This window comes from Janthinobacterium sp. GW821-FHT03A03, assembly GCF_059421435.1.
In genome coordinates this window covers 15,179-38,865 of record NZ_JBWKUZ010000008.1, presented here as the reverse complement: position 1 = coordinate 38,865, position 23,687 = coordinate 15,179, and the positions used below count along the sequence as shown (strand labels likewise).

At 62.2% G+C, this 23,687-nt stretch carries 31 protein-coding genes; 14 read left to right on the top strand and 17 right to left on the bottom strand.

The features are described 5' to 3' along the window. Positions 1-27: 27 nt before the first annotated feature. Positions 28-492, top strand: a complete 465-nt coding sequence (locus AC07VI_RS16595; RefSeq protein ID WP_492992885.1) for a hypothetical protein — start codon at positions 28-30, stop codon at positions 490-492. A 417-nt stretch (positions 493-909) separates the two neighbouring features. On the opposite strand, the gene AC07VI_RS16590 is transcribed toward AC07VI_RS16595, so the two are convergent. Beyond that, on the bottom strand, positions 910-1,152 hold the full coding sequence (locus AC07VI_RS16590; RefSeq protein ID WP_099374644.1) for a hypothetical protein: 243 nt from the start codon (positions 1,150-1,152) through the stop codon (positions 910-912). Positions 1,153-1,402: 250 nt separating this feature from the next. Between AC07VI_RS16590 and AC07VI_RS16585 the strand changes: the two genes are divergently transcribed. The 3 genes from AC07VI_RS16585 (at position 1,403) to AC07VI_RS16575 (ending at position 3,468) form a co-directional block, all read left to right on the top strand. Further along, positions 1,403-2,152 carry a hypothetical protein gene (locus AC07VI_RS16585; RefSeq protein WP_492992883.1) on the top strand — a complete coding sequence of 250 codons (750 nt, stop codon included), beginning with the start codon at positions 1,403-1,405 and terminating at the stop codon, positions 2,150-2,152. A gap of 5 nt (positions 2,153-2,157) precedes the next feature. Further along, positions 2,158-2,400, top strand: coding sequence for an Imm32 family immunity protein (locus AC07VI_RS16580; RefSeq protein WP_086146304.1), 243 nt, complete (start codon positions 2,158-2,160; stop codon positions 2,398-2,400). 63 nt (positions 2,401-2,463) lie between these two features. Then, a complete protein-coding gene (locus tag AC07VI_RS16575; RefSeq protein WP_492992881.1) occupies positions 2,464-3,468 on the top strand; it encodes an SMP-30/gluconolactonase/LRE family protein in 1,005 nt (334 codons plus the stop codon). Here AC07VI_RS16575 and AC07VI_RS16570 read toward each other — a convergent pair. Next, positions 3,455-4,522: an SDR family oxidoreductase gene (locus AC07VI_RS16570; protein ID WP_099420768.1), complete on the bottom strand. Its 1,068-nt coding sequence runs from the start codon at positions 4,520-4,522 to the stop codon at positions 3,455-3,457. The genes AC07VI_RS16575 and AC07VI_RS16570 overlap by 14 nt on opposite strands. A gap of 97 nt (positions 4,523-4,619) precedes the next feature. Here AC07VI_RS16570 and AC07VI_RS16565 point away from each other — a divergent pair, with 97 nt between their 5' ends. From AC07VI_RS16565 to AC07VI_RS16555, 3 genes are all read left to right on the top strand, one after another. Then, positions 4,620-5,534 carry a LysR family transcriptional regulator gene (locus AC07VI_RS16565; RefSeq protein WP_099420767.1) on the top strand — a complete coding sequence of 305 codons (915 nt, stop codon included), beginning with the start codon at positions 4,620-4,622 and terminating at the stop codon, positions 5,532-5,534. A gap of 69 nt (positions 5,535-5,603) precedes the next feature. Continuing rightward, a complete protein-coding gene (locus AC07VI_RS16560) occupies positions 5,604-6,638 on the top strand; it encodes a MerR family transcriptional regulator (protein ID WP_086146307.1) in 1,035 nt (344 codons plus the stop codon). A 67-nt stretch (positions 6,639-6,705) separates the two neighbouring features. Further along, positions 6,706-7,785, top strand: coding sequence for a hypothetical protein (locus AC07VI_RS16555; RefSeq protein WP_492992878.1), 1,080 nt, complete (start codon positions 6,706-6,708; stop codon positions 7,783-7,785). On the opposite strand, the gene AC07VI_RS16550 is transcribed toward AC07VI_RS16555, so the two are convergent. Both AC07VI_RS16550 and AC07VI_RS16545 read right to left on the bottom strand, forming a co-directional pair. Further along, positions 7,760-8,980: a D-amino acid dehydrogenase gene (locus AC07VI_RS16550; protein ID WP_099420764.1), complete on the bottom strand. Its 1,221-nt coding sequence runs from the start codon at positions 8,978-8,980 to the stop codon at positions 7,760-7,762. The genes AC07VI_RS16555 and AC07VI_RS16550 overlap by 26 nt on opposite strands. Then, positions 8,977-9,429, bottom strand: a complete 453-nt coding sequence (locus AC07VI_RS16545) for a winged helix-turn-helix transcriptional regulator (RefSeq protein ID WP_099374650.1) — start codon at positions 9,427-9,429, stop codon at positions 8,977-8,979. Before AC07VI_RS16545 ends, AC07VI_RS16550 begins: the two co-directional genes overlap by 4 nt. Before the next feature lie 91 nt (positions 9,430-9,520). Between AC07VI_RS16545 and AC07VI_RS16540 the strand changes: the two genes are divergently transcribed. Beyond that, positions 9,521-10,711 carry an MFS transporter gene (locus tag AC07VI_RS16540; protein WP_492992876.1) on the top strand — a complete coding sequence of 397 codons (1,191 nt, stop codon included), beginning with the start codon at positions 9,521-9,523 and terminating at the stop codon, positions 10,709-10,711. Here the strand turns inward: AC07VI_RS16540 and AC07VI_RS16535 are convergent. From AC07VI_RS16535 to AC07VI_RS16520, 4 genes are all read right to left on the bottom strand, one after another. Then, complete coding sequence (locus AC07VI_RS16535; protein WP_070221800.1) at positions 10,708-11,403, bottom strand: Crp/Fnr family transcriptional regulator; 696 nt, start codon at positions 11,401-11,403, stop codon at positions 10,708-10,710. The genes AC07VI_RS16540 and AC07VI_RS16535 overlap by 4 nt on opposite strands. 279 nt (positions 11,404-11,682) lie before the next feature. Further along, positions 11,683-12,366 carry a response regulator gene (locus AC07VI_RS16530; RefSeq protein ID WP_172404772.1) on the bottom strand — a complete coding sequence of 228 codons (684 nt, stop codon included), beginning with the start codon at positions 12,364-12,366 and terminating at the stop codon, positions 11,683-11,685. A gap of 3 nt (positions 12,367-12,369) precedes the next feature. Then, positions 12,370-13,602, bottom strand: a complete 1,233-nt coding sequence (locus AC07VI_RS16525; RefSeq protein WP_086146312.1) for a GAF domain-containing sensor histidine kinase — start codon at positions 13,600-13,602, stop codon at positions 12,370-12,372. Positions 13,603-13,666: 64 nt separating this feature from the next. Then, positions 13,667-14,248 (bottom strand): DJ-1/PfpI family protein, encoded by a 582-nt coding sequence (locus AC07VI_RS16520; RefSeq protein WP_492992873.1) that lies wholly within the window; start codon positions 14,246-14,248, stop codon positions 13,667-13,669. 207 nt (positions 14,249-14,455) lie between these two features. Here AC07VI_RS16520 and AC07VI_RS16515 point away from each other — a divergent pair, with 207 nt between their 5' ends. Next, a complete protein-coding gene (locus tag AC07VI_RS16515; protein WP_492992871.1) occupies positions 14,456-14,881 on the top strand; it encodes a hypothetical protein in 426 nt (141 codons plus the stop codon). 66 nt (positions 14,882-14,947) lie between these two features. Beyond that, the gene (locus AC07VI_RS16510) at positions 14,948-15,247 is read left to right on the top strand and encodes an antibiotic biosynthesis monooxygenase family protein (protein ID WP_086146315.1); all 300 of its coding nucleotides are present in this window, start codon (positions 14,948-14,950) and stop codon (positions 15,245-15,247) included. 25 nt (positions 15,248-15,272) lie between these two features. Here AC07VI_RS16510 and pncB read toward each other — a convergent pair whose 3' ends face one another. After that, positions 15,273-16,463, bottom strand: a complete 1,191-nt coding sequence (gene pncB, locus AC07VI_RS16505) for a nicotinate phosphoribosyltransferase (RefSeq protein ID WP_086146316.1) — start codon at positions 16,461-16,463, stop codon at positions 15,273-15,275. 77 nt (positions 16,464-16,540) lie between these two features. Then, positions 16,541-17,401, bottom strand: coding sequence for a cysteine hydrolase family protein (locus tag AC07VI_RS16500; RefSeq protein WP_492992868.1), 861 nt, complete (start codon positions 17,399-17,401; stop codon positions 16,541-16,543). Between the two features lie 71 nt (positions 17,402-17,472). Here AC07VI_RS16500 and AC07VI_RS16495 point away from each other — a divergent pair, with 71 nt between their 5' ends. Beyond that, positions 17,473-17,712, top strand: coding sequence for a TIGR02450 family Trp-rich protein (locus tag AC07VI_RS16495; RefSeq protein ID WP_086146318.1), 240 nt, complete (start codon positions 17,473-17,475; stop codon positions 17,710-17,712). On the opposite strand, the gene AC07VI_RS16490 is transcribed toward AC07VI_RS16495, so the two are convergent. Next, a complete protein-coding gene (locus tag AC07VI_RS16490) occupies positions 17,694-17,948 on the bottom strand; it encodes a hypothetical protein (protein ID WP_086146341.1) in 255 nt (84 codons plus the stop codon). The two genes, AC07VI_RS16495 and AC07VI_RS16490, sit on opposite strands and share 19 nt — an antisense overlap. A gap of 140 nt (positions 17,949-18,088) precedes the next feature. Here AC07VI_RS16490 and AC07VI_RS16485 point away from each other — a divergent pair, with 140 nt between their 5' ends. Next, positions 18,089-18,388: a YciI family protein gene (locus tag AC07VI_RS16485; RefSeq protein WP_086146319.1), complete on the top strand. Its 300-nt coding sequence runs from the start codon at positions 18,089-18,091 to the stop codon at positions 18,386-18,388. 142 nt (positions 18,389-18,530) lie between these two features. Here the strand turns inward: AC07VI_RS16485 and AC07VI_RS16480 are convergent, their stop codons facing one another. The 5 genes from AC07VI_RS16480 to AC07VI_RS16460 form a co-directional block, all read right to left on the bottom strand. Further along, positions 18,531-19,319, bottom strand: coding sequence for a hypothetical protein (locus AC07VI_RS16480; RefSeq protein WP_086146320.1), 789 nt, complete (start codon positions 19,317-19,319; stop codon positions 18,531-18,533). After that, positions 19,312-19,803, bottom strand: coding sequence for a hypothetical protein (locus tag AC07VI_RS16475; RefSeq protein ID WP_492992865.1), 492 nt, complete (start codon positions 19,801-19,803; stop codon positions 19,312-19,314). Before AC07VI_RS16475 ends, AC07VI_RS16480 begins: the two co-directional genes overlap by 8 nt. Then, the gene (locus AC07VI_RS16470; RefSeq protein ID WP_492992863.1) at positions 19,790-20,458 is read right to left on the bottom strand and encodes a GTPase; all 669 of its coding nucleotides are present in this window, start codon (positions 20,456-20,458) and stop codon (positions 19,790-19,792) included. Before AC07VI_RS16470 ends, AC07VI_RS16475 begins: the two co-directional genes overlap by 14 nt. A gap of 302 nt (positions 20,459-20,760) precedes the next feature. Further along, positions 20,761-21,315, bottom strand: coding sequence for a nuclear transport factor 2 family protein (locus AC07VI_RS16465; protein ID WP_086146322.1), 555 nt, complete (start codon positions 21,313-21,315; stop codon positions 20,761-20,763). 114 nt (positions 21,316-21,429) lie between these two features. Next, positions 21,430-22,035, bottom strand: a complete 606-nt coding sequence (locus AC07VI_RS16460; protein ID WP_086146323.1) for an FMN-dependent NADH-azoreductase — start codon at positions 22,033-22,035, stop codon at positions 21,430-21,432. Positions 22,036-22,169: 134 nt separating this feature from the next. Here AC07VI_RS16460 and AC07VI_RS16455 point away from each other — a divergent pair, with 134 nt between their 5' ends. Beyond that, positions 22,170-23,084, top strand: coding sequence for a LysR family transcriptional regulator (locus AC07VI_RS16455; protein ID WP_086146324.1), 915 nt, complete (start codon positions 22,170-22,172; stop codon positions 23,082-23,084). Positions 23,085-23,143: 59 nt separating this feature from the next. Next, on the top strand, positions 23,144-23,371 hold the full coding sequence (locus AC07VI_RS16450; protein ID WP_086146325.1) for a hypothetical protein: 228 nt from the start codon (positions 23,144-23,146) through the stop codon (positions 23,369-23,371). A gap of 3 nt (positions 23,372-23,374) precedes the next feature. Here AC07VI_RS16450 and AC07VI_RS16445 read toward each other — a convergent pair whose 3' ends face one another. Further along, positions 23,375-23,686 carry a chaperone modulator CbpM gene (locus AC07VI_RS16445; protein ID WP_086146326.1) on the bottom strand — a complete coding sequence of 104 codons (312 nt, stop codon included), beginning with the start codon at positions 23,684-23,686 and terminating at the stop codon, positions 23,375-23,377. Position 23,687 lies beyond the last annotated feature (1 nt).

Sequence of the window (23,687 nt, the reverse complement as noted above, 5' to 3'; positions counted from 1 at the left end):
CCAGCGTTGCGTATAGCGGAGTCGGCCATGCTCGAAGTACAGCCCGGGGACAAGCGCGGTTTTTTCATCCTGCCGCAGGCTCCGCAAGGTGCGGGATATTACGTCTATGGCACCCCGGGCAGGGGCGCGGGTCAATATGCGCACCCGAACATGATGATGGCGCTCCTGTATGTGGAGCGCGAATGGCAAGCGGTCGATGACCGGCAATTTGGCATTGGCAACATCAGTCTGGCTAACGGAACCGCCTATGGCCAGCACTCAGCCCGCAAATCCGGCCTGGAGGTGGACATTCGCCCGCTGCGCAACGACGGCCTTCAACTCCCTGTTGATTGGTATGACAGAGACTACGATCAAGCCGAGACGGCCAAGCTCATCGCACTTTTTCGTGCCCATGCCAGCGCGCGCAGGGTGCTGTTTAACGATACCCACATTCCATTCGTGACGCCATGCAAAAATCACGACCATCACATCCATCTGGAACTGAGAACCTGATATGAAAACACTATGGCCTATGGCACTGAGCGCCCTCACCCTGTTTTCAACGGTCTATGCAGGTGGCAACAGCGACTGAGGCGCAGACAAACAGTTCAAGGGTACTTATCTGATCTATTCGAATACCTTGGGCGAGCAACAGCCGCCCACACCGCATGACCGCAAGATTGCTTTCATGGTCACGGGGGCCGTTGCCAAGGACATGTTTGACTCCATGGCTACGGATTCGAAAGAACGCTGCAGTTTGGAGAAAGGCTATCGGCAGCGCGATAAGGAAAATGTTTCCTGTGTCCGGGATCATGACGGCTATCGGTGCCACTTCGGCTTTAACTTGCGCAATGGCAAAAGCATAGGTGGATCGATTTGCTAGCGCCCCTGCAGCCTGGCAGCCATTAAACAGCCAGGCCCCCGCGCCCCCTACCTTCGGCTCAACGGCACATACTCGCCCGGCAAGTGCGCCACTTCCAGCGCATCGGCGAACGCCAATAAAAACTTCGCCGGGCCATGCTCGGACACCAGCAGGGAGGCGCCCTTGTGGCGCAGCAGTTTCAGCACTTCCTGCTGGTGCGCCTGGTATTCCTGCGAATGGCCATAAAACGTTTGATACATCTCAAGGGTTTCCATGGCCTTGGCGGCCAGGATGAATTCGGGTTTGTCCATGATGTCTCCTCGTTGTTACTGCTGCCAAAACCACGAAAAAAATCTGCAGAACGTGCTGGCGCGAGCCCGTCGCACTGCCTTGCGGCAACCACATCCGTATTTCCATCATACGCCTCAAGCCGGCCGTTGCGCCGTCCTGCCGTGCATCTTTTTCTATCGCTCCCATCCGGCGCCATCGCTGCGGTGCGCGCGCTGGCGCCAGGTGCCCGCGCATGGCATCATGCGCGTTGCCCCCCCCTCATAACGACATATGGACCAATATCACTTCCTCGTAGGCGAATTCAAGAAAAATACCCCCTTCATTGCCGCTGCGGCCAGCGCGCAGCTGTTTGCCTGGTTCGCGCACATCGGCGAACCCGTCGAGCGCTACGGCAACAAGCGTGGCAAAATCGTCAAGTTCTCACAGCGAAATTACGAGAAGATGCTGTTCGCGCCAGAGACCAACAGCATCGGACTGCTTTCGCCGCGTCTCGTACCGCCCGACGAAGCTTACGAGGCCGTCAACTGCGACGCGCAGGCCATGTATTCATCGGACTCGGAGCTGGTTCTGTCCATACGCGCCAGCAAGCTTGCGCTGGCGCCGCTGTTCGACGGTGCGCGGGCCATACCCGGCCTGTTTGAGCATTGCGAATATGTGTACTGCTACGCTGAAACGCAGGGCTATGGCACCGGCTACGCACTCGGCTACCGGCAGCTTGATGCGGCCCATCCGATGACCTTTGGCACTCCTTGCCCGGCAAATAACTGGGCCGCCATCAAGCGGCGCGGGCTGCAAGATGCGCACCTGCGCGATGCATATGCCATCAACGGTTTCACGCAAGCCAAACTGGATGCGCTGCCGCCCGAGCGCCGGCAAGCGCTGCGCGCTGCGATGCAAGCCCATGGCCGCTGTGAAGAACATGCCGGCTGGATCTTCTGGCACCTGCAGCCCGGGGAACTGGAAGCGGCCCGCGCCGCACTGAACGCACACGCCATGCTGGGCGCCTACATCAACAACTGAAGCTCATGACCACACATTTATCGCTGCACTGCTATCTGCAAGACGAGGCCGCCGAACGTCCACTGCCCTGCTCCGACGTGACGATACAGGCCGACCCGGCCACCTTGCGCGCCATCGCCCATTTTCTGCTGGCCAGCGCGGACGCCTTTGATCTGGCGCAAGACCGGGCCGGCATGCACGCGCACCTGCAGGATGCATGGGCCGGCTGGCAGGACGACTTCCCCGACCTCGTCGTGGTGGCCGCCTAGCTTGGCGCCCCGCTCGCTGCGCGTCGGGTAACATACGCCACCGTTGCCACACAGAGAACCTTGATGCCTCATTCCCGAACCGCCCTGGCGTCGCTGCGCGCCGCCGTGCTGGCCGCCGCGCTGGCCAGCCTGTCCGCCTGCGCCAGCCCGCCCGCGCACGAAACGCTGTTCCTCGCTACCACCCTGACCGCCGCGCATTCCTTTACCAAGGGCATCGAAGGGCCGGCCGTCGATGCCGACGGCAATATCTACGCCGTCAACTTTGCGCGCCAGCAAACCATCGGCAAGGTCAGCCCCGGCGGCGTTGCCGAGGTCTACCTGACCCTGCCCGGCGCCAGCATCGCCAACGGCATCCGCTTCGGCAGCCGTGGCCAGATGTATCTGGCCGACTACATGGAGCACACGATCTACCTGGTCGACCCGGCCACGCGCGCGCTCACCATCCACGCGCGCGAGCCGCGCATGACGCAGCCGAACGACATCGCCATCACGGCCGACGACGTGCTGTATGCGAGCGACCCGAACTGGAAGGAAAACACGGGCCGCGTGTGGCGCATCGCGCAAGATGGCACGGTGACCCTGGCGCTCGACACCATGGGCACGGCCAACGGCATCGAAGTGAGCCCCGACGGCAAGATTCTGTACGTGAATGAAAGCGTGCAGCGCAATATCTGGATGTACGACATCGCCGCGGACGGCAGCCTGGGCGGCAAGCGCCTGCTGATCAAGTTCGACGACTTCGGCATGGATGGCATGCGCGTGGACGTCGACGGCAACCTGTACGTGACGCGCTACGGCAAGGGCACGGTGGTGAAATTGTCGCCGCAGGGACGCATCTTGCGCGAGATCAGCGTGCCCGGCGCCAAACCCAGTAACATCACCTTTGGCGGCCCCGATGGCCGCACTGCCTACGTGACGGAAGTGGTGCAGGGGCGCCTGCTGCAGTTCCGCGTCGACCGCCCGGGCCTGGAATGGCAGCGGGCGCAGCGGCACAAGGCAAATGCGGCGCATGCGGCAGCGGCTGCAATGCCGCCACCGGCCGCAGCGGACAGCGTCAGCGCGGAATGATGCGCTCGGCCGTCAATTTCTCGAACAGATGAATGAAGGCATCGTGCGTATCCTGGTAGTCGAGGAAACCCGCCTTGCGGCTCTTGCCCATGTCCGTCATCACTTCCATCGGCCGGCCCAGGTCGGCATCCGTATGCCACCACGAGGCCAGGCGGCCGACATCAAGCTCCGCCAGCCCATGCTGCTCGGCAATCGCACGCCACCGGGCGGGCGCGTCGTGCATGCGGCCGCCCAGCGGCGCCATGGTTTCCGGCAAGGCCGCCGCTTCGATGCCGAAATACGCGGCCAGGCGCGGCCACAGCCACTTCCAGCGGAACACGTCGCCATTGACGATATTAAAATCTTCGTTGCGCGCGCAAGGGCTGTCCGCCGCCCACGCCAGGTGGCGCGCGACCTGGCCCGCGTCCGTCATGTCGGACAAGCCGTGCCACTGCGCGGGCGAACCGGGGAAGACGAAGGGCGCGCCGCTGGCCTTGCATAAATGCGCGTACACGGCCAGGGTCAGGCCCATGTTCATGGCATTGCCCAGCGCATAGCCGATGATGGTGTGCGGCCGGTGCACGCTCCACGTAAAGCCGTACTCCGCGGCCGCTTCAAACAGGCGGTCTTCCTGTTCATAGTAAAAATTCTCCACGGGCTGGCGGCCCTGCTCTTCGCGGAACGGCGTGACGGGCACTGCTCCCTTGCCATACGCGTCGAACGGTCCCAGGTAGTGCTTGAGACCCGTCACCAGGGCCGCATGGCGCAGGTGGCCGTTCGGCCCCAGCGCGGCCAGCACATTGGCCACCATGGCGCCGTTGACGCGGATGTTTTCCTGCTCATTTTCCTGGCGCGCCCAGGCCGTGAAGAAGACGTGGCTGGCGTCGACACCCGCCAGCGCGGCGGCGACGGCCGCGCCGTCCGTCGCATCGAACCGCAGGGCCGTGCAGCCGGCGGGAACGGGCGTGCGGCCGCGCGAGACGCCCGTCACCTGCCAGCCTTCGCCGAGCAGATGCGTGGCCAGCTTGCTGCCGATGACGCCGCTGGCGCCGATGATGAGGGCGTGTTTGTGCATGAGTGAGTAGCTCCGAAAGAAAAAACCATCATATCCGCGACGCAAATTCTTATCCGCGATACTATTTCACCTCATTCATGAATAAAATTCGCGGATCATGTTTTCATCGGAACATCTGAAGGGCCTCACGCCCTTTCTCGCCACGGCCGACGCGGGCAGTTTTACGAAGGCGGCCGAGCGCCTGCACCTGAGCAGCTCGGCCGTCAGCAAGAGCGTGGCGCGGCTGGAGGAACGGCTGGGCGTGCTGCTGTTCCAGCGCAGCACGCGCCGCCTGACACTGAGCGACGCGGGCCGCGCCTACTACGCCACCTGCAAGCGCGTGCTGCAGGAACTGGCGGATGCGGAAGACGTGCTGGCCGACCATGCGGCGGAACTGGCGGGCCAGGTGCGCATCGGCGTGCCCGCCGCGTACGGCCGGCTTCGCGTGATGCCGGCGCTGATCGATCTGTGCGAAAAATATCCGCGCCTGCAGCCGGCCATCGCCTTCAGCGACCGCTTCGTCGACCTGTTCGAGGAGCGCATCGATATCGCCGTGCGCATCGGCGCGCCATCGCACTGGCCCGCCGCGCTGGGGCAGATGCACCTGGGCGATGAACAGCTGATCCTGTGCGCGGCGCCCGCCTACCTGGCGCGGCGCGGCGCGCCGGCATCCATCGCGGACCTCGACGGCCACGCCTGCATCGCCTACGGGCGCGGCGATGGCTCGCCCATGCCGTGGCTGTTCCCGGACGATGAACATGGCGGGCAGATGGAATACCGCCCGGCGTCGCCGCGCATGACGGCGGGCGACGCGGAAGCGCGCACGGCCGCCGTGCTGGCCGGCCTGGGCGTGGCCCAGCTGGCCACCTGGCTGGTGCAGGAACACCTGGCCACCGGCGCCATCGTGGCAGTGCTGCCGGCACTGGCCACGCCGGGCCTGCCCCTGTACCTGGCGTGGCCGCTGGCGCGCCAGCTGACGCCGAAAACAGGCACCCTGCTGCAGGAATTGCGGCAGCGGCTGACAATCAGCTGAAAATATCCGTTGACCCTGACGCAACGTCATGGTCGATGCTGTGTGTACGCACCAGGAAAGGAGCAAACGATGCTGTTGAAAATCGGTGAACTGGCCAAGATGACAGGCTTGAGCATCCGCACCCTGCACCACTACGACAGCATCGGCCTGCTCTCGCCTTCGGCGCGCACGCAAGCTGGCTACCGCCTGTACCAGCACGGCGACATGGACCGGCTGCACCGGATCATGGCGCTGCGCAAGTTCGGGTTGTCGCTGGCCGATATCGCCAACGCACTCGCCGGCCCGGACCTGCCCTTGAGCGCCATCGTGGCGCAGCAAATCGCCATGCTGGAACGCCAGATCGCGCAGGCTTCCACCCTGCGCGAACGCCTGCGCACCTTGCAGGCGCAACTGGCGCAGGGGCAGGCACCGGAACTGGCCGAGTGGCTCACCACAATGGAGTTGATGACCATGTACGACAAATACTTTACCGAGGAAGAACTGCAACGGATGCCGCTGCTGACAGATAGCGCCGTGGAACAGGAATGGAAGGCACTGGTGACGCGCGTGCGCGCTGCCAGGGACGCGGGCGCCAGCCCGGACGATGCGCAGGCGCAGGCGCTGGCCACGGAATGGATGGTCAAGCTGGTGCGCGACACGGGCGCCCACCCGGGCCTGTTCGCGCGCCTGAACAGCATGCACGAGCAGGAACCATCGATGCAGGCTACCACCAGCATCGATGCGGAACTGATGCAGTTCATCCTCGCCGCCTTCAACGCCTCGCGCATTGCGCTGTACCGGCCTTTCCTCGATGAGCAGGAATATGCGTATTTACTCGCCAACTACGGCAGGCGCTCGGGCGAGTGGCCGGCCCTGATCGCCGCCGTGCGCGCCGCCATCGATGCGCGCACGCCGCCCACGGACCCGGCCGTGCTGCAGCTGGCGCGGCAGTGGCTGGACCTGTTCCGCTCGTATGCGGGCACGGACCCGGCCACGCAGCTGAAGTTCCGCCAGGCGCACCAGCAGGAACCGCGCTTGATGGAAGGCAGCTTCGTCGACGCCGCCATGGTGCAATACCTGGGCGCGGCGATGGCCGTGGTGGCGCAGGAGCGTCCGGCCAAATAAGTTGACGTGTGGCATCTCGTGGGCGGGGCCATGTAGAATCGGCCTTCGCCCACGAAAGGAACTACCGATGCGCCGCTTTCTGTTTGCTTGCCTGACCCTGCCCGCCTGCCATATCGCCATGGCTGGCGATACGCCCGTGCAAGGCGTGTGGCAGGGCACCCTGGGCAAGGCGAATATCGTCGCCTGCTTCAACCAGCCCAGCCCCACGCAAGGGGCTGACCGCAGCGGCAATTACTACTACACGCGCTACAAGACACCGATCATGCTGTCCATGGCGAACGGCAAGAGCGAGTGGAGCGAGTCCGACGCCAAGGGCGACACGACGGGCACGTGGCGCCTCGACGCGCCGCAGGGCGGCAAGCTCACCGGCACCTGGACGGAGCCCAGAAGCGGCAAGACCCTGCCGCTGGCCTTGACCCTGCTGCAAGCGGCGGGCGACCGCGAACACCCGTCCTGCGCCAGCGACGCCTACAACCTGGCGCTGGAAGACTTTCCCGGCACCAAGGTCAGCAAACCCATTACCTTCGAAGGCAAGCAATACCGCAACCTGCAAGTGGGCGACACCATCACCGTGGAACTGATGGCGTCCGGCGACGGCATTGCAAAAATCAATGCGCAGCTGCGCGCCGTGCTGGCCAAGAACAAGAAGGACCTGGCCGATTTCTATGCCACGCGCCGCGAATACCTGGGCCGCAACGGTTTCACGACGGAAGACGAAGTGTATGCGGAACCGACCTACTGGTCGCCGCGCTGGGTGACGGTCAAATTCTACCGCTGGGCGGCCGGCTATGGCGCCAGCGGCATTTCCATCCGCTTCCGCACCTGGGACGTGAAAACGGGCCAGGAAACGGACGTGTGGAACTGGTTTGGCGCCAGCGCCAGCGATGGCGACGACAAGGCCGAATTGCCGGACCGCCTGCGCCAGGCCCTCTTCAAGGATGTGGCAATCGACGCCGAATGCAAGGGCACGGATTACGACGGCCGCGGCCGCTTCCACCTGTCATTGAAGCCCGAAGGCGTGTCGTTCTGGGAAGACGCGAACGGCAGCGGCTGCGAAAACGATTTTTTAATGCCCTACAGCAAGGTCGGCCCCTTCCTCACCGTCAAGGGCCGCGCCGCGCTCAGCGATTTATTGCCGAAGAATTAAGCAGCGCCTCTGCCGCCATCTCCGCCGAGGCGGCCGCCAGGGTCCAGCCCAGGTGGCCGTGGCCCGTGTTGTAGTACACGCCCGGCGCCTTGCCCGGCCCCACTTTCGGCAGCATGGCCGGCAGCATGGGGCGCAGGCCCGCCCACGGGATCACTTTGCGCGTATTGACTTCAGGAAAGCACTGCTGCACCCACTGCAATAAGGGGCGGATGCGGTCGGCGCGGATGTCGTCATTGACGCCGTTGAATTCCGCCGTGCCCGCCACTCTTAACCGGTCCTCGCCCAGGCGGCTGCTGACCAGCTTGGTCGCATCGTCGAGCAGGCTGACGGACGGCGCCGCCGCGCGGCTGGCGTCGTCATCGAGCTGCACGGTAATCGAATAGCCTTTCACGGGATACACGTTGACATGGTCGCCCAGCATGGCCGCCATGGCGCGGCTGGCCGTGCCCGCGCAGATGACGACGGCGTCGAACACGCTGCTGTCCTCGCCCACGCTGACGCGCACCTGGCCGTGCTCGCGCGCCAGCGCCGTCACCTGCGCGCCGTAGCGGCAGACCACGCCCAGGCGGGCGCAGGCATCGGCCAGGCCGCTGGTGAATTTGTGGATGTCGCCCGTGGAATCGCTGTCCGTGTAGTAGCCGCCGTAAAAGTTGCCGTGCAGGGCCGGTTCGATGGCGCGCATTTCGGCCGGCGTGACGGCGCGCCGCTCCAGCCCTGCCTGCGCCAGCAGGCGCGACACGCCGGCCGCCCGCTCGAAGCCGCGCCGGTCCCGGTACACGTGCAGGATGCCGGCGCGGCGATGGTCGAAAGCTATGTTTTCTGCTTCCGCCCATGCAAACAGATGTGCGCGCGCGGCAATCGCCATGCGCGCCGTGGCGATGGTGTTGCGCTCGTAATCCGGCATGGCGGCGAGAAACTCCGCAAACCAGCTCAGCTTGTGCCAGCTGGGCCAGGGATGCAGCAGCAGCGGCGCGTCGCGCCGCGCCATCCATTTCAGCGCGTTCAAAATCGTCGCCCTGTGGTTCCACACTTCCGCGTGCGAGGCCGACAATTGCCCGCCGTTCGCATACGACGTTTCCATGGCCGCATAGCGGTGGCGCTCGATCAAGGTGACATCGATGCCCCGTTTCGCCAGCGCATACGCCGTGGTGACGCCCGTGATGCCGCCGCCGATGACGGCCACCGTGCGGCTCATGGCGTCCCTACCTTCTGCACGACGGTATCGCCCGCCTGCAGCACGCGGCCATCCTCGGCCAGCACGTCCATGCGGCGCACGGGCAAGGCTGAGCCGCGCTGCAGCAGGGTGGAATGCGCCTCGCCTTGCTCAAACAGTTGCGCCTCGCTCCACTGGCGCAAGCCGACGACGACGGGAAACAGGGCCAGCCCCTTGGGCGTGAGCACATATTCCTGGTAGGCCGTGCCGTCCGAGGCGGGCGCAATGGTAAAAATGCCCTTCTCCACCAGCGTGTGCAGGCGGTCTGCCAGGATGTTCTTCGCCACGCCCAGGCTTTTCTGGAATTCTCCGAACCGGCGCATGCCGTCGAAGGCGTCGCGCACGATCAAGAGCGACCAGCGCTCGCCGATCGCGTCGAGCGCGCGCGCCACGGGACAGGGGTCGGTTTTCAGGCTCTTGCGCTTGGCCACGGGGTCTCTCCTTGATTGAGTGGTTGCATTTTAAAACTTCCCGGCGTAGACTCCAACTAGTTTTAATTTGAAACCACTTAAAGCCATTCTTATGCGCGATACGAACCCTCCCCTCACGACCACACTTTCCCCCTCCCTCGTCTGGCTGTTTGCCTGTGCGGCCGGTCTCAGCGTGGCCAATGTGTATTACGCCCAGCCTTTGCTCGCCACGCTGGCGCAGGAATTCGGCATGACGGAGGCGGCCAGCGGCATGGTCATCACGGCCACGCAGCTCGGCTGCGCGCTGGCCCTGCTCTTGCTCGTGCCCCTGGGCGACATGCTGAACCGGCGCCGCCTGACCCTGTTCCAGCTGGGCTTGCTGGCCCTCACCCTGGCGGCGCTGGGCTGCGCCCGTTCCACGGCAGCGTTGCTGGGCGGCATGCTGTTGGTGGGCTTGCTGGGCACGGCCATGACGCAGGGCTTGATCGCCTATGCGGCCAGCGCGGCGGCCAGCCACGAGCGGGGCAGGGTCGTCGGCATGGCGCAGGGCGGCGTGGTGATCGGCTTGCTGCTGGCGCGCACCCTGTCCGGCGTGGTGGCCGATATCGCCGACTGGCGCGCCGTGTATTTTGTCTCGGCCGCCATCGCCTGCGCCCTGCTGTTGCTGCTGTGGCGCAAGCTGCCGCCGGCGCAGCCAGGCAAGCAACAACTGGCTTACGGCGCCCTGCTCGCTTCCATGGTGGATATGTTGATGCACAACAAGGTGCTGCGCGTGCGCGGCATGCTGGCCCTGCTGATGTTTGCCGTGTTCAATATTTTCTGGAGCGCCCTCGTGCTGCCCCTGACGGCGCAGGGCTACAGCCATGCGGCCATTGGCGCCTTCGGCCTGGTCGGCGTGATCGGCGCGCTGGGCGCGGCGCGGGCCGGAGCATTGGCCGACAAGGGCCGCGCCCAGTGGACGACGGGCGCGGCCCTGCTGTTGCTGCTGGCCGCGTGGCTGCCGCTCAGCTTTGCGGGCGCGGCCCTGTGGCCCCTGGTCGTCGGCATCATCGCGCTGGACCTGGCGGGCCAGGCCGTCCACGTGACGAACCAGAGCCTGATCTTCAAGGACGACAGCGACGCGCACAGCCGCCTGGTGGCGTGCTACATGCTGTTTTATGCGGTGGGAAGCGGAGTCGGTGCGATTGCCGCCACCGGCGTGTATGCGCTGGCGGGCTGGCATGGGGTATGCGCGCTGGGCGCGGCGGTCAGCTTGCTCGCCCTGCTGTTCTGGCGGCTGACCTTGCCTGCTGAAAGAGCTTAATTCAGCATGGCCGCGGCGGAGCCGTGGCGATAGGTTTTCAGCGCATCGGGCTGGATCTGGATCAGCGAACCGCTGACTTTAATCAAATGCAAGTCCGTCAGCTGGTGCAGCACGCGCGACAGGGTGGCGGGCGCCAGGTTCAGGAACGATGCCAATAAACTTTTCTTCAGGTCCAGCTTGACCTCGTTGGAACGCTGCTGGTCCGATGCCTGCAGCAGATACTCGACGACGCGCTGGGTGGCGTTCTGCACGGAGCAGCGCTCCACGTTGCGGATGAAACCCATCAGGTGGTGCGACAGGCTGTTCATCATCTGGCGCGCGATGCGGGGCGACTGGTCCAGCAGGCGCAGCAGCGCGTGCGGCGGGATGCGCAGCAGCAGGCAGTGCTCGAGCGCTTCGGCGCAGAAGGGATACGGTTCATCGAGGAAAATCATGGCTTCGCCGAAGCTCTGGCCGGGACGGATCAGTTCCAGGACCTTGTCGGTCCCTTCCATGGAAAACACGCTCAGCTTGACGAGGCCGAAGACCACCACATAGGCGCCTTCCGCCACTTCGCCCTTGCGGAACAGCACTTTGCCTTTTTCCACTTCGACGCGCACGACATCCTGGCGCAATTGCTCTAATTGCGAAGGGGAAATATGGCGGAACAGAGCCTGGCTCGACAGCAAGCCATCGACGTTGACCTTATGCATGACACTCTCTTATTAGATTAGCGAATGACTAAGAGTGTAATGGGCCGGCACGGTCAAGGCCATACGTCAAAGGAACTAGGGTTGTCTAGGCCGTAACGCCATGCAGATCAAACAATCGCGCATTCCCTGCCCACTATTTGCGCTTTGTTTGATTTTTAGAGTGCCTAGCAGAACCGTAGCGAGCGGCAGCGAGTTGCGACAGAGAAGCGGAACTGTGCTTGAGCACAGTGAGCATCGGAGGTCGCAAATCGCGACGCGCAGTAGCTTATACAGGTACTCTTATTTACTTAACTCACGCTCGACCGCATATACGGCAATCTGCACGCGGCTGCTCAGCTTGAGCTTTTTGAGGATGTTCTGCACGTGGATTTTCACCGTGCTTTCGGCCACGTCCAGCTGGCGCGCGATTTCCTTGTTGCTCAGCCCTTGCGCCAGGCAGGCCATGGCTTCGCGCTCGCGCGGCGTCAATTTGTCATAATCGGCCTGGGGCGCGTTCTGGCCCGCGCGGAACTGCGACACCAGCTTGGCCGTCATGGCGTCGGCAATCACGGATTCGCCGGCCGCGGCGCGGCCGATGGCCTGGCCCAGCTGCTCGGCTTCGATATTTTTCAACAGGTAGCCACGGGCGCCCGCGCGCAGGGCCGCGCCCAGGTCGGCCGCGTTTTCCGACACGGTCAGCATCAGCACGACCATCTGCGGCCAATCCTGCAGGATCAGCTGCAGCGCCTCGACGCCGGACACGCCGGGCATGTTCAAGTCCATCAGCACCACGTCGGGCTGCAATTCGGCCACCAGCCTGACGCCGTCGAGCCCGTTCGCTGCCTCGCCCACCACCTGGAACTGAGGATTGCGCTGCAGCAGCAGCTTGACGCCGCTGCGCAGCAAGGTGTGGTCGTCGACCAGCAGGATTTTGATTGGAGCGTTCACTATGTTTGTTTCTTCTGCCTGATAGGGGTGAATCATCTGTTACGCGGCCTGGCGCCGGGCTGCCGGCAGGGCCAGCGAAATCGTCGTGCCGCCGCCGGGCGTGCTGTCGATGGCAAATTGCGCCCCGAGACGCTCGGCCCGTTCCTGCATGATACGCAAGCCGATCTGCAATTCCGTTTTCTTGTCGCGCAGGTTGGCCGCGAAGCCTTCGCCGTCGTCGCGCACCTGCAGCGTGAAATCGCGCCCGTTCTCCACGCGCAGCGCCACATTGCTCGCTTGCGCATGCTTGCGGATATTCGACAGCGCTTCCTGCACGATGAACAGGATCTGCAATTGTTGCTCGGGCGCCAGCGGCGCGCCGTTGCCGCTCATGTCCAGGCTGCCGACGACGCCCGTCTGCAGCTCGAACTTGGCCAGCACTTCGGACAATTTGCTTTCCAGGTCGCTGCCATGCCAGCGCGTGCGGAAGTTAACCAGCAACTCGCGCACGTCCTGGTAGCTTTGTTCGACACCCATGCGCATCAGCGGCAACACTTCGGCCGCTTCGTCGAGCTGGCCCCGGCGCACGGAATCGTCGAGCATCTGCACTTGCAGGCTGATGAAGTTCAAGCTTTGCGCGATGCTGTCATGCAAGCCTTCGGCCAGCAGGCTGCGTTCGCGCGCCACGGCGAACTCCTTTTCGCGCGCGATCAGGCGCTGGTTTTCGATGGCGATGCCCAGGCTCTGGCCCAGCGTCTCCAGCCAGCCCTGCTGCTGCGCATGCACCGCTTGCGGCCGCGCAAAGTGCAGCGAAAAACTGCCCACCACCTGGTCGCGCGCGAGGATGGGAAAAACGGCGATGGCGATAAAACCTTCGTCCTGGCAACGGTAGCGCTGCAAGGCGTCGACCTGGCGGAAATCGCGGATCTGGATCACGCCTTGCGCCACGGCGGCACCGCACAGGCAATCGTTGTTACGGATGCAATGCTCCTCTTCCACCATGGCGTCGGAAATACCCTCGTGCACAATGATATGCACGGTATCTTGTTGCGGATCAAGGATGCGCACGGTGCCGCCTTCGGCCTGCGCGAACTGCATCACGTGGCGCAAAAAGCCGCGGCACAGGGCATCGATGGCGTGCTGTCCCGCCAGCAGGGTGGAGATGTCGTGCAGGGTGGCCAGCTGGCGTTCCTGCGCGGCGCTCAGGCCCGATGCGGCTTGCGCCAGGCGGCGCTGGCGCCAGCGCGAGGCTGGAAGTTGTTTGCGGGAAGGTTGACTGCGCGGCGCATGCATGTGGAACTCGAATCTGAAAAGTGGTGCGCCCGGCAAACGCTGCGGCCTGCCGGGCTGGTAAAGGTTACAAATGGATCTCGGTGCCCAGCAGCTTGACGAACTGCGCCAGCCAGGCCGGATGGGCGGGCCAGGCGGGCGCCGTGACGAACTGGCCATCCGTGACGGCGTCCGTGACGGCGATGTCGGCGTACGCGCCGCCCGCCAGGTTGACTTCCGGCGCGCAGGCGGGATAGGCGGAAATGCGCTTGCCGCGGATGACGTCGGCGGCGGCCAGCAATTGCGCGCCGTGGCAGACGGCGGCGACGGGCTTGCCCGCCTCGGCGAAATGGCGCACGGCGGCGATGACTTTCTCATTCAGGCGCAGGTATTCGGGCGCGCGGCCGCCGGCGATCATCACGGCGTCGTAATGGGCCGGATCGATCTCGTCAAAGCTGGCGTTGAGGGTGAACAGATGGCCCGGTTTTTCCGTGTAGGTCTGGTCGCCCTCGAAGTCGTGGATGGCCGTCTTGATCGTCTCGCCGGCCTTCTTGCCGGGGCAGACGGCATGCACGGTATGGCCCAGCATCAGCAGGGCCTGGAACGGCACCATCGTTTCATAATCTTCTGCAAAATCGCCGGTCAAAAACAGAATTTTCTTCGCTGCCATTTGGTTCTCCTATGAAAGATCGTCACCGTATCGCCATCGGCACCCTGCGCCGCAAGGCGTATCTTAGCGCGACTTGGCAGCCATACTGGATATTTATCAAACTTTTGCCACTCAATGCAGGCATTTCGAGGCTGAGACAGAATTATTTCAAGGCTCGCAGGTCAAATCCAGACGACCCTCTTTGAAAGCCTGGCCATGAGTACCTCCATGAGCACTCCCCTCGGCGGCACGCTGATCCGCGTCTTCGACCATTTCGCCGATGCCGAGCGGGCCCGCGGCGCCCTGCTGGCCGACGGTTTCGCCCCCCATGCGGTGCAGCTGGACGCGGGCGACGACGAAGCCGGTCCCGTACAGGGCAATTTTACCGTCGGCAATCGCGACACCCTCACGGGCCGCCTCGAGCGGGCCATCAACACCGTGTTTGGCGGTGACAACCATATGTACGGCCGTAACTATGGCACCACGGCATTTCGCGGCATGTTCCGCCTCATCGTCGCCGTCGGCACGGCGCAGGAACGGGAGCGGGTGCACGCCATCGTGCAGGCATGCAATGGCTGCGACATCGAACAGCGCACGGCCAGCCACGCGGGCGGGCGGCGCGCCGATGCGGGGGCCCATGCGCTGGCAGGCTGACGCCCTCCCCCGCGCGACGAAATTATGGCAAGATCGACGTTCCTTCATTCCACAGTGGAACTTGCCATGATTTATGAAATTGCCCATATCCAGATCAAATCGGCCACGCACGCAGCCTTCGAAGCGGCCGTGGCGCAAGCCGTGCCCCTGTTCCAGCGCGCGCGCGGCTGCGAGTCGATGCGCCTGGAGCGCTCGATCGAAAACGGCGACGCCTACCGCCTCGTGGTGGGCTGGACCACCCTGGAAGACCATACCGTGCATTTCCGCGGCAGCGAGGACTTCCAGGCCTGGCGCGGCCTCGTCGGCGAATTTTTCGCCGCCCCGCCGCAGGTCGAGCATATGAACACCGTGCTGACGGGTTTTTAAGCCGTCAGCGCCAGCCCTGCCGCCGTCAAGCCGCGGGGTGGTGGAACACTTGCCGCAAATACGCGAGGAAAGTTTCATCCTTGCACAGGGTCTTGCCCGGCGAATCCGACAATTTCGCCACGGACTGGCCGTTGCAGCGCACCAGCTTCATGACGATGTTGAGCGGCGTCAAACCGACGTCGTTGGTCAGATTGGTGCCGATGCCGAAACCCGTCATGATGCGGTCGGCAAAGTGCTGGTACAGGGCAAACGCCTTGTCCAGGTCCAGGCCGTCCGAAAACACGAGGCGCTTGGTATTGGCGTCGATGCGCAGGGCCGCATAGTGGGCCAGCGCCTTCTCGCCCCACTCGACGGGGTCGCCCGAATCGTGGCGCAAGCCGTCGAACAGCTTGGCGAAATACAGGTCGAAGTCGGCCAGGAAGGCATCCATGCCGACCACGTCCGTCAGGGCGATGCCCAGGTCGCCCCGGTATTCCTGCACCCAGTCTTCCAGTGCCGCCTTCTGGAAGTCGCGCAGGCGCACGCCGAACGACTGGAATGACTGCATGTATTCATGCGCCATGGTGCCGATCGGCACGATGCCGAGCTTTTTCGCCAGGTAGACATTCGACGTGCCCTTGAAATACTCGGGCACCTCGCGCGCCAGCCGCTGTACCACCTCGTCATGCCAGGCGCCGGAAAAACGCCGGCGCACGCCGAAGTCGGAAAATTCAAACGGATGCTTGCGCCTCGGCAACTTGCCGAATTCCTTCACGGCTTCCACTTTCAAGCCCAGGCGGTGGCGCCCTTCGCGCATGGCCGCATCGAGGTCGAAACGGCGGAAATACAGCTCGTTGATGATGTACAGCACGAAAATCTCGAAGCCCATCACGTGTACCTGCGGCCCGGCCGCATGCACGAGCAGGGTGTCGCCGTCCGTGCTGACGTCGATGAATTTGCGCTGGAAGCGGAACACCGTCAAAAAGTCGACGAAATCGCTCTTCATGAAGCGCAGGGTGCGCAGATAGGCCAGCTCGTCGTCGGCGAACGACATCGCGCACAGGTGGTCGAGCTGCTCTTCCAGCTCGCCCTTCAGTTCCGCCAGGGGGAAGACGGGCGTATTGCGGCAGACAAATTCGTATTCGGTGTGGGTATTCGGGTGACCGTGCAGCAAAGCTTGCCACATTGTAAATTTATACAGATCGGTTTCCAGCAAACTGCGCACTATCGGGGTCATGTGTGTTTTCTCCAACTTCCTGAAGGCAGAATAGTACGCCACCGCAAGCATTTCAGCAGGGCATGATCGACAGCGGCTCAGGCCGGCACGTTGGCCAGCAATTCGGGCACGACGTCGGCGGAAGTTGCCAGCCGCACGCCGCGCTCTTGCATTCCGGCAATAAAGTCGCGCTGCTGCCGTTCAAAACCCGTGACGGGACTCATGCAGTCCGTCAGCAGCACCAGGCGCGACAGGGCCGGCTTGCCCTGCTGGGCTTCCATGTAGTCGGCGATATGTTCCGTGCTCGCTTTCACGCAATGGCTGCCCGCCTCGCCGCAGATGTAGAGTTGCTGCGCCGGCAGCAGGGAGTCGAGGAAAGCGCGGTTGAGCTGGGTGGCCGCATCCTGCGCGTCCGGCACTTCGGCCATGACGGCCGAGTAATGCTCGGTCCACGGATTGGAACCCTTGCTCAGCTTGGCCACCACTTGCAGGTGGGCCACTTCCCACGCGTTGTAGGCGGCGCGCACGGCCGCGTGCACATTCTGGCCCCAGCTGCCGATTTCGCAGTGCACGGGCCACACCATCAGCCGGTAGCGCCCGGCCTGCTCCAGGGCGTCAAGGTAGGCCAGCGCGCGCGGCAAGGCGCCGGCGGCGGGCCGGAACAGGCCGTCGCGCACCTGCTGCGCGCCGATCTGCGTGAACGGCGCGACGGCACCGCCGTCGCCCGTGCGCCAGAAGGCGGGGTGGGCGATGTCGAAGCGGTGGTGGGCGTCGAGGGTGATGCTGATCTGCGTCAAGCCCGCTCCCCCTTCGCGGATCAGCTGCGCCACGCGCAGCATGTCGGCATGGGCGCCGGGCACGGCCAGGGCCGGCGCCGCATCGGGCGGCAGCCAGGCGGCGGGCAAGTCGCAAAAATCGTTTTGCGGGTCGATGACAAGCAGGTGCAGCTGGCGTTTCATGGCGATCCTCGTGCATGGCGGGTAGTGCATGATAATGGCAACATCACCATCACGCCAATCCGGGAGCCGCCATGCACCGTGCCAATCGCAATAATTTGCGTCCGAGCAAATTACTCAACAGCAAATGGACGGCCGTCACGCCAGCCAACAAGGAAAAACACTTCCTGGTCATCGGGCTATGCGCAACGGCCACGCCCGATGAGCCCGTCACGCACGTGAAGCTGGAAGCCGTGCATTCGGGCCGCGTGCAGATCCTGCCGTGGCGCGCGCTGCAGGATGCGGCGCAGTGGCATCAGGGATGGAAGACGTAGCGGCGCCGACGCCGCTCGACCAGCTTGACGGCCGCCTCGCCCGCCTCGGCGACGGCGTCCGCTTCCGTCGCAAACTGGTGATCGGCCGACACCCGGCGCTTCTTCACGAGGTTCGCCCTGTGCATGGGGTTGGCGGTAGGGGCATAGATGGCGACGTAGGCGCCCCACAGCTTGCAGCCCCGCAAGGGTTCCGCCGTGTAATTTACCTCATAAAAATCAACATACTTTATCGGCACGATGTACGCTCCAAAAATGACATGGCCGGACAGCTTGTCTCTACGGACTGACACGGTAACAGGGTAAAAATCATGTGCGCGCTTGATCGGATACCTGATTCAGTTCTCTACTTATTATTGCGCGGCACAGGAGAAAAGGAATGAACGATTACATCATCTTCATGCATGACGACACGGAAACACCGATGGAAGTCGCCACGCCCGTCTGGGACGACTACTTTGCCATGCTGCGGGCCAGCGGCCGCTTCCTCGGCGGCAGCTCCATCGGCCCCGGCGTCTGCGTCCACCGCTCCGGCCAAACCAGGCCGGTGACGCCGCACTTGTCAGGCTATCTGCGTGTGCAAGCTGAAAGTATAAACGATGCAAAAAAATTGTTAATCGGAAACCCCGTACTGAACGCAGGGGGCACGGTAGAAATCCGCGAACTGCCGCGCGACTGACGCGGCAGGGCCGGCCAATAGCGACAGGCAGTCGAACGATTATCTATAAATAATAGATACAGCAGCATCTGTAAAACGGGGGCGCCATGCGGAAACGAGACCAGGAATCAGCCTGGTCAAATATCTCGGAGTCTTGCCTCACTTAAAATTGCACTACGACAGAAAGTTTTGTCGCAGTCCGGGTCCGCTCGACAGACCGTTTTGCTTTCTCGAAATCCACATTACCTTCATATAGCTTGCTCATGACCTTGATTTTTGCGTGAATAGATGAATCAAAAATTCTCTTCACATCGGTCGAAAAGTCCAGCGATAGCTCATGCCTGCTTAGCCTGTTCGTTGCAACCCTGCACATTCCCAGCATATCCGTGAATAGTGAATCTTTTTGCAGCCCATACTGGCAAATTATAGTGTCGGCCTTTTCAAAGTCGGGTTCGCCACCAGACGCGGATGTATTCATTTCCATGATGCTTTTGCTGACATTTTCCGTCAGCCCCGACGTTTTTGATGAAAATTCAGCGCTACCGCTTGCCAATGGCGCGCGTGCACCCACCCCCGCCTCCATTCCCAGCTCAGCATCACTTCCAAGCGAGACATTATCAATATTGCTGACGGAAACATTCTTCGCACCCAAGGCAATACAAAGCTGCACAAAAAGACCGTATTTCCGATTCATCAGATCCTCAGAAAAACCGTCCACAGGAACGAACTGGTCAGTATAGCCCGGCCTAACAACGATACTTCCTGGACGAATCGCCGAAGGATCGACAAGCGCCGTAACTTCATCAATTTTCGCCGGAGAAAGAGGTAGCGCAATTACTTTTGTGTCCAATCCCGGATCGGAAAATTCTTCCCTGTCACGCCTTGAAATCTGATTCAAATCTTCGAGGAAAATTTCATCCACAAATATGATTTTTCTGACATATTTATCCATTGATTTTATTCCAGATTTTTGAAAGAAATAAAGTAAAAAGCAGCACCGGCCTGGGCAAATTCAAAATCCGTTGAAGTTTTTCAACGTCTGCGACACTACCGCGACTCAAATCACGTCCCATTTGCCCAAGAATTCCGTTTACTACCGTCGCAACATGATGGCGCAAGTCACCATGCACATTAAATATCATTAATACCGGTGATATTCGACCATCAATGTCGAGCGTGCTTGGCCTGATTGAAATCAAACCGGATCCAGCAAAACTCATCCTGATATCCAGCGTCTCACTTTTAAAAAAATAAAACGCCTCCAACATCGCAGCTTCGTCTATATTTTTTCGAATGAGAGCTAATTTCGGATCCGCCATCTCCAATTTATCATAACGAGCACCCTGTGCACTGATCCTCCAGTACTCAACCTCACCACTATTATCCAGCGCCTGAGCAAAAAAATATGCGCAATTAGGCAAGTCAAGCGATGGCATCTTTGACGACACTTTCAATCAGGCGTTGGAAATTTTCTGTATCCGTCAGATTAGCCGCGTACACATAACCCGCCACGTCATCGATCGTTTCATACAATTTTCGGAAATCATCATCATTTTGCAGAATATTATTAATCTCAGCCGGATTGATATTTTTCCAGCCAGACTCATCAACATGGGATGCAATAATATTAATCCTTTTTCTGCTCTTCCCGGAGGCTCTTAAAGCACGAACAGTTTCAAAAAGATCCTTACGCACTTCGGCCATATAAGATGAATCCGTTCTTGACAGGTTCAACAAATAAAAAACATGTTCATGCGATTTAATCAGTTCCAACCAGTCTCCGCGACGATCCTGCGTGCCCGGCATGTCTACGATTTCATTAATTTTATAGTCCGTGCCTGCGATCTTGATAAATGGTATAAATTTGTGAACAGTCTTGGCAGTAGTAGCCTCCTTCCGCTGGAAGTCCGTTGCTTTCCCCAACAAACGGTTTATGAAGGTAGTTTTCCCGGCATTCGGACGCCCCCATATGGCAAACTTCCCTATGGATACGGACGCGACCGGAACTACTTTATCTTGTGGATTATTGTATTTTTTATAAATCGCAATACCCACTCCTGCAACAAGGCCTACAGCAATAAATGGCAGCATTCAACTTTCCTATACTCGAATATATTCACAACTTAACATGGCGCCCAACCGACGCGGACAGCGCGATGCCGCCGCTGCGAATGGATAAACAGTTACATGCGTAAAATTGGTAGCATATCATGTTGCCTTGTGGAAATATAAAAATGTTGCCGCTTAAAAGACCAACCCGTCCCGGAATTTCTCCAGATGGGAGAATAAACGGGGAGTGAATGCAAACCACCAAATGGGGAATGATTGGCCGGGTTCCAACCGCTCCATGCCGAAGGCACGCTTGAGCTTGCTTCAGTCATCGTGCGCGCAGGCTACTTTCCGGCCTCGGCTGCCGCATGCATGGACCAGACGACGCTGAGGATTTTCCAGTCGCCGTCGCGCTTGACCATTTGCCACGCTTCCACGCCATAGTTCGACAATTTATTGCCGACGAGGAATTCGTAGTCGAAATTGACCCACGCCACGTGGCGGTCCTGGGTGATCTTGACGTTGTAGAATTTTTCTTCCGTGCGCTGCGGTTCGCGCTTGATGAAGCTGGCGAAAGCGGCATAGCCGCCCGCTCCGACGCCGTCGAAGTGGACGTCCGTCGTGCCGCGCATCTTCTTGATGAAATCGTCGTCGGCCGGCGAGGCGAACAGGATGTTGCTGTGCAGCATCAGCGACGACAGCAGCCTGACGTCCTTGGCAATCAGGGCAGCCTGGAAGTCGGCGACGACTTGCTCGATGGCGCGAAGATCCTCGGGCGTGGCGGCGTGGCGGCCCACGTGGGCCGGCGCAGGCGGTGCAGCGGGCGCTGACTGCGCCAGCGCCATGCCTGCCGAAAACAGGGAACTGCCGAACAGTACTGCGCTGGCCAACTTGTGCATGGGGGACTTTCATGGCGAACGGCTCGCCGGCCCGGCACGGGGCGTGCCGCCGGCAAGCTTATGTCAACCATGACAGATTGGCAATCCTTCTTTGGAACTAGAACGGGGCCAGACTCAGGCGGCCAGCGCTGCGATCGAGGCGCGGCCCCTGGCGATGGCGCCGGCGACGGCGTCCTCGCCCATGGCCACGCCTTCGGCTTGCACGAACTCGATGTCGGTGATGCCGATGAAGCCCAGCGCCGTGCGCAGATAGGTGCTCAGGTAGTCATACGCGGCGCCGGGGCCTTCGCTGTAGACGCCGCCGCTGGCCGTGAAAATATACGCTTTCTTGCCCGTGGCCAGGCCGACGGGACCGGTGGCCGTGTACTGGAAAGTGCGGCCGGCGCGCGCCACATGGTCGATCCACGCCTTCAGGGTCGATGGCACGGAAAAGTTGTACATGGGGGCGGCCAGCACCAGCACGTCGGCGGCCAGCAATTCATCGACGAGGGTGTCGGACACTTGCACGGCGGCCGCCGCCTGCGCGCTGCGCTGCTCCGCCGGCGTGAAGAACGCGCCCATCACTTCTTCCGTCAGGTGCGGCACGGGCTGCGCCGCCAGGTCGCGCACGACGATGGTGTCGCCCTGCGCGGCCAGTTTGGCGACGAATTCGCCCGACAATTGGCGCGACAGGGAACCGCTGCTGCGCACGCTGCTATTGATGTGTAGTACGTTTGCCATGATGCACTCCTTCAAGGACGATAGATGGGGGTGCGGCGTTTGCTGCACTTGCATACATCATAGTTCGGGTCTACCATCGATAAAACCGTATAAATATCAATGGTTAGCATCGAATTTCTAGATAGGGAGTATTCATGAGAGAACCGGGCCAGCCTTCGCTCGACCAGTTGCGCGTCTTCGTCGCCGTCATCGACGCGGGCGGCTTCGCCCACGCGGCGCGCCAGCTGCACCGCACGCAGTCGGTGATCAGCTACACCATCGCCAACCTGGAAGAACAGCTGAACGTGGTGCTGCTCGACCGCGGCAAGCGCAAGCCCACCCTGACGGACGCGGGCCGAGCCCTGCTGGCCGATGCGCGCGCCGTGGCCCTGAAGGTCGACGGCATGCGCGCGCGGGCCAAGGCGCTGGCCGGCGGCCTGGAGGCGGAAGTGTCGGTGGTGGTCGACGTGATGTTCCCCACCTGCGTGCTGGTGCGCGTGCTCGAGGCGTTCCAGGCGCAGTTCCCCACCGTCGCCCTGCGCCTGCGCATCGAGGCCATGGGCGCCGTGGCGCAGCTGGTGATGGATGGCAGCTGCCACATCGGCCTGGGCGGCTGGATGACGGCCACGGCCAGCGTCTTCGAGCGCCTGGCCGTCGGCCACGTGCGCCTGATTCCCGTGGCCGCGCCCAGCCACGCGCTGGCGCAGCTGGCAGGGCCGATTCCCTCGGCCCTGGCGCGCGAACACGTGCAGCTGGTGCTCAGCGACCGCAGCGCCCTGACGGAAGGCCAGGATTTCGGCGTGCTGGGCTTGCGCAACTGGCGCCTGGGCGACCTGGGATCAAAACACGCGCTGCTGCGCGCGGGCCTGGGCTGGGGCAACATGCCCGAAGCGATGGTGCGCGACGACCTGGAAGCGGGCCGCCTGGTGCACCTGCCGCTGGCCGTCGACAACGGCGAAAATTACCCGATTTACCTGATCCAGCGGGCCGACACGCCGCCCGGCCAGGCGGGCAAGTGGCTGACGGAGCGCTTTGCGGAACAGTTGCCGATGCTGGAACAAGTCTTTTAGATGCGCGCGCGGCCGGGTATCATGCGCGCATACATTGATCAGTATCAAAAGGAAACACCATGGCCGGCATCGACGACTTCGTCAACAAGCAAAAACCAGGCGCGCGCTTCGTCATCACGGCGCAGATGCTGCGCATGACGCCGCAGCAGTTCGACTCGCTGGCGCAGGAATGGATGGAAGACGGCGGCCCCGGCTTCGACGTGGCCGGCATCCCGCACCGGGTGGTCGTCGACGGGCAGTTTTATATTGCGCGGCTCACCGTGGCACGCCACGGCGAGCCGGCATAAGGCCTAATCGACGCCCAGCACGTGCAGGCGGCGGCGCAGGCGCGCCACTTCTTCCGACAGATCCACCACCAGGCCGGCCAGTTCCGCGTTGGCGTCGAACACGGATTCGATTTCGTGCAGGCGGCGCGCGCGCACCAGGTCCATGCTGGTGAAGCGCCAGGCCGTCAGCTGCCCTGCCGGCGGGCCACTTTGCAGCAGCACGCCCGTCAGCACATGCTGCACCACCCAGTCCGGCTCCACGGCGCAGGCGCGCGCCAGTTCTTCCAGGCTCAGGGCACGGTCTTCGAGCAGTTCGCCAATTACCTTGTTTGTCATG

Excerpts from the sequence above, each read along its gene's own strand:
- AC07VI_RS16595 (WP_492992885.1), top strand. The coding sequence starts at position 28 with ATGCTCGAAGTACAGCCCGGGGACAAGCGCGGTTTTTTCATCCTGCCG.
- AC07VI_RS16590 (WP_099374644.1), bottom strand. The coding sequence starts at position 1,152 with ATGGACAAACCCGAATTCATCCTGGCCGCCAAGGCCATGGAAACCCTT.
- AC07VI_RS16585 (WP_492992883.1), top strand. The coding sequence starts at position 1,403 with ATGGACCAATATCACTTCCTCGTAGGCGAATTCAAGAAAAATACCCCC.
- AC07VI_RS16580 (WP_086146304.1), top strand. The coding sequence starts at position 2,158 with ATGACCACACATTTATCGCTGCACTGCTATCTGCAAGACGAGGCCGCC.
- AC07VI_RS16575 (WP_492992881.1), top strand. The coding sequence starts at position 2,464 with ATGCCTCATTCCCGAACCGCCCTGGCGTCGCTGCGCGCCGCCGTGCTG.
- AC07VI_RS16570 (WP_099420768.1), bottom strand. The coding sequence starts at position 4,522 with ATGCACAAACACGCCCTCATCATCGGCGCCAGCGGCGTCATCGGCAGC.
- AC07VI_RS16565 (WP_099420767.1), top strand. The coding sequence starts at position 4,620 with ATGTTTTCATCGGAACATCTGAAGGGCCTCACGCCCTTTCTCGCCACG.
- AC07VI_RS16560 (WP_086146307.1), top strand. The coding sequence starts at position 5,604 with ATGCTGTTGAAAATCGGTGAACTGGCCAAGATGACAGGCTTGAGCATC.
- AC07VI_RS16555 (WP_492992878.1), top strand. The coding sequence starts at position 6,706 with ATGCGCCGCTTTCTGTTTGCTTGCCTGACCCTGCCCGCCTGCCATATC.
- AC07VI_RS16550 (WP_099420764.1), bottom strand. The coding sequence starts at position 8,980 with ATGAGCCGCACGGTGGCCGTCATCGGCGGCGGCATCACGGGCGTCACC.
- AC07VI_RS16540 (WP_492992876.1), top strand. The coding sequence starts at position 9,521 with ATGCGCGATACGAACCCTCCCCTCACGACCACACTTTCCCCCTCCCTC.
- AC07VI_RS16535 (WP_070221800.1), bottom strand. The coding sequence starts at position 11,403 with ATGCATAAGGTCAACGTCGATGGCTTGCTGTCGAGCCAGGCTCTGTTC.
- AC07VI_RS16530 (WP_172404772.1), bottom strand. The coding sequence starts at position 12,366 with ATGATTCACCCCTATCAGGCAGAAGAAACAAACATAGTGAACGCTCCA.
- AC07VI_RS16525 (WP_086146312.1), bottom strand. The coding sequence starts at position 13,602 with ATGCATGCGCCGCGCAGTCAACCTTCCCGCAAACAACTTCCAGCCTCG.
- AC07VI_RS16520 (WP_492992873.1), bottom strand. The coding sequence starts at position 14,248 with ATGGCAGCGAAGAAAATTCTGTTTTTGACCGGCGATTTTGCAGAAGAT.
- AC07VI_RS16515 (WP_492992871.1), top strand. The coding sequence starts at position 14,456 with ATGAGCACTCCCCTCGGCGGCACGCTGATCCGCGTCTTCGACCATTTC.
- AC07VI_RS16510 (WP_086146315.1), top strand. The coding sequence starts at position 14,948 with ATGATTTATGAAATTGCCCATATCCAGATCAAATCGGCCACGCACGCA.
- pncB (WP_086146316.1), bottom strand. The coding sequence starts at position 16,463 with ATGACCCCGATAGTGCGCAGTTTGCTGGAAACCGATCTGTATAAATTT.
- AC07VI_RS16500 (WP_492992868.1), bottom strand. The coding sequence starts at position 17,401 with ATGAAACGCCAGCTGCACCTGCTTGTCATCGACCCGCAAAACGATTTT.
- AC07VI_RS16495 (WP_086146318.1), top strand. The coding sequence starts at position 17,473 with ATGCACCGTGCCAATCGCAATAATTTGCGTCCGAGCAAATTACTCAAC.
- AC07VI_RS16485 (WP_086146319.1), top strand. The coding sequence starts at position 18,089 with ATGAACGATTACATCATCTTCATGCATGACGACACGGAAACACCGATG.
- AC07VI_RS16480 (WP_086146320.1), bottom strand. The coding sequence starts at position 19,319 with ATGGATAAATATGTCAGAAAAATCATATTTGTGGATGAAATTTTCCTC.
- AC07VI_RS16475 (WP_492992865.1), bottom strand. The coding sequence starts at position 19,803 with ATGCCATCGCTTGACTTGCCTAATTGCGCATATTTTTTTGCTCAGGCG.
- AC07VI_RS16470 (WP_492992863.1), bottom strand. The coding sequence starts at position 20,458 with ATGCTGCCATTTATTGCTGTAGGCCTTGTTGCAGGAGTGGGTATTGCG.
- AC07VI_RS16465 (WP_086146322.1), bottom strand. The coding sequence starts at position 21,315 with ATGCACAAGTTGGCCAGCGCAGTACTGTTCGGCAGTTCCCTGTTTTCG.
- AC07VI_RS16460 (WP_086146323.1), bottom strand. The coding sequence starts at position 22,035 with ATGGCAAACGTACTACACATCAATAGCAGCGTGCGCAGCAGCGGTTCC.
- AC07VI_RS16455 (WP_086146324.1), top strand. The coding sequence starts at position 22,170 with ATGAGAGAACCGGGCCAGCCTTCGCTCGACCAGTTGCGCGTCTTCGTC.
- AC07VI_RS16450 (WP_086146325.1), top strand. The coding sequence starts at position 23,144 with ATGGCCGGCATCGACGACTTCGTCAACAAGCAAAAACCAGGCGCGCGC.
- AC07VI_RS16445 (WP_086146326.1), bottom strand. The coding sequence starts at position 23,686 with ATGACAAACAAGGTAATTGGCGAACTGCTCGAAGACCGTGCCCTGAGC.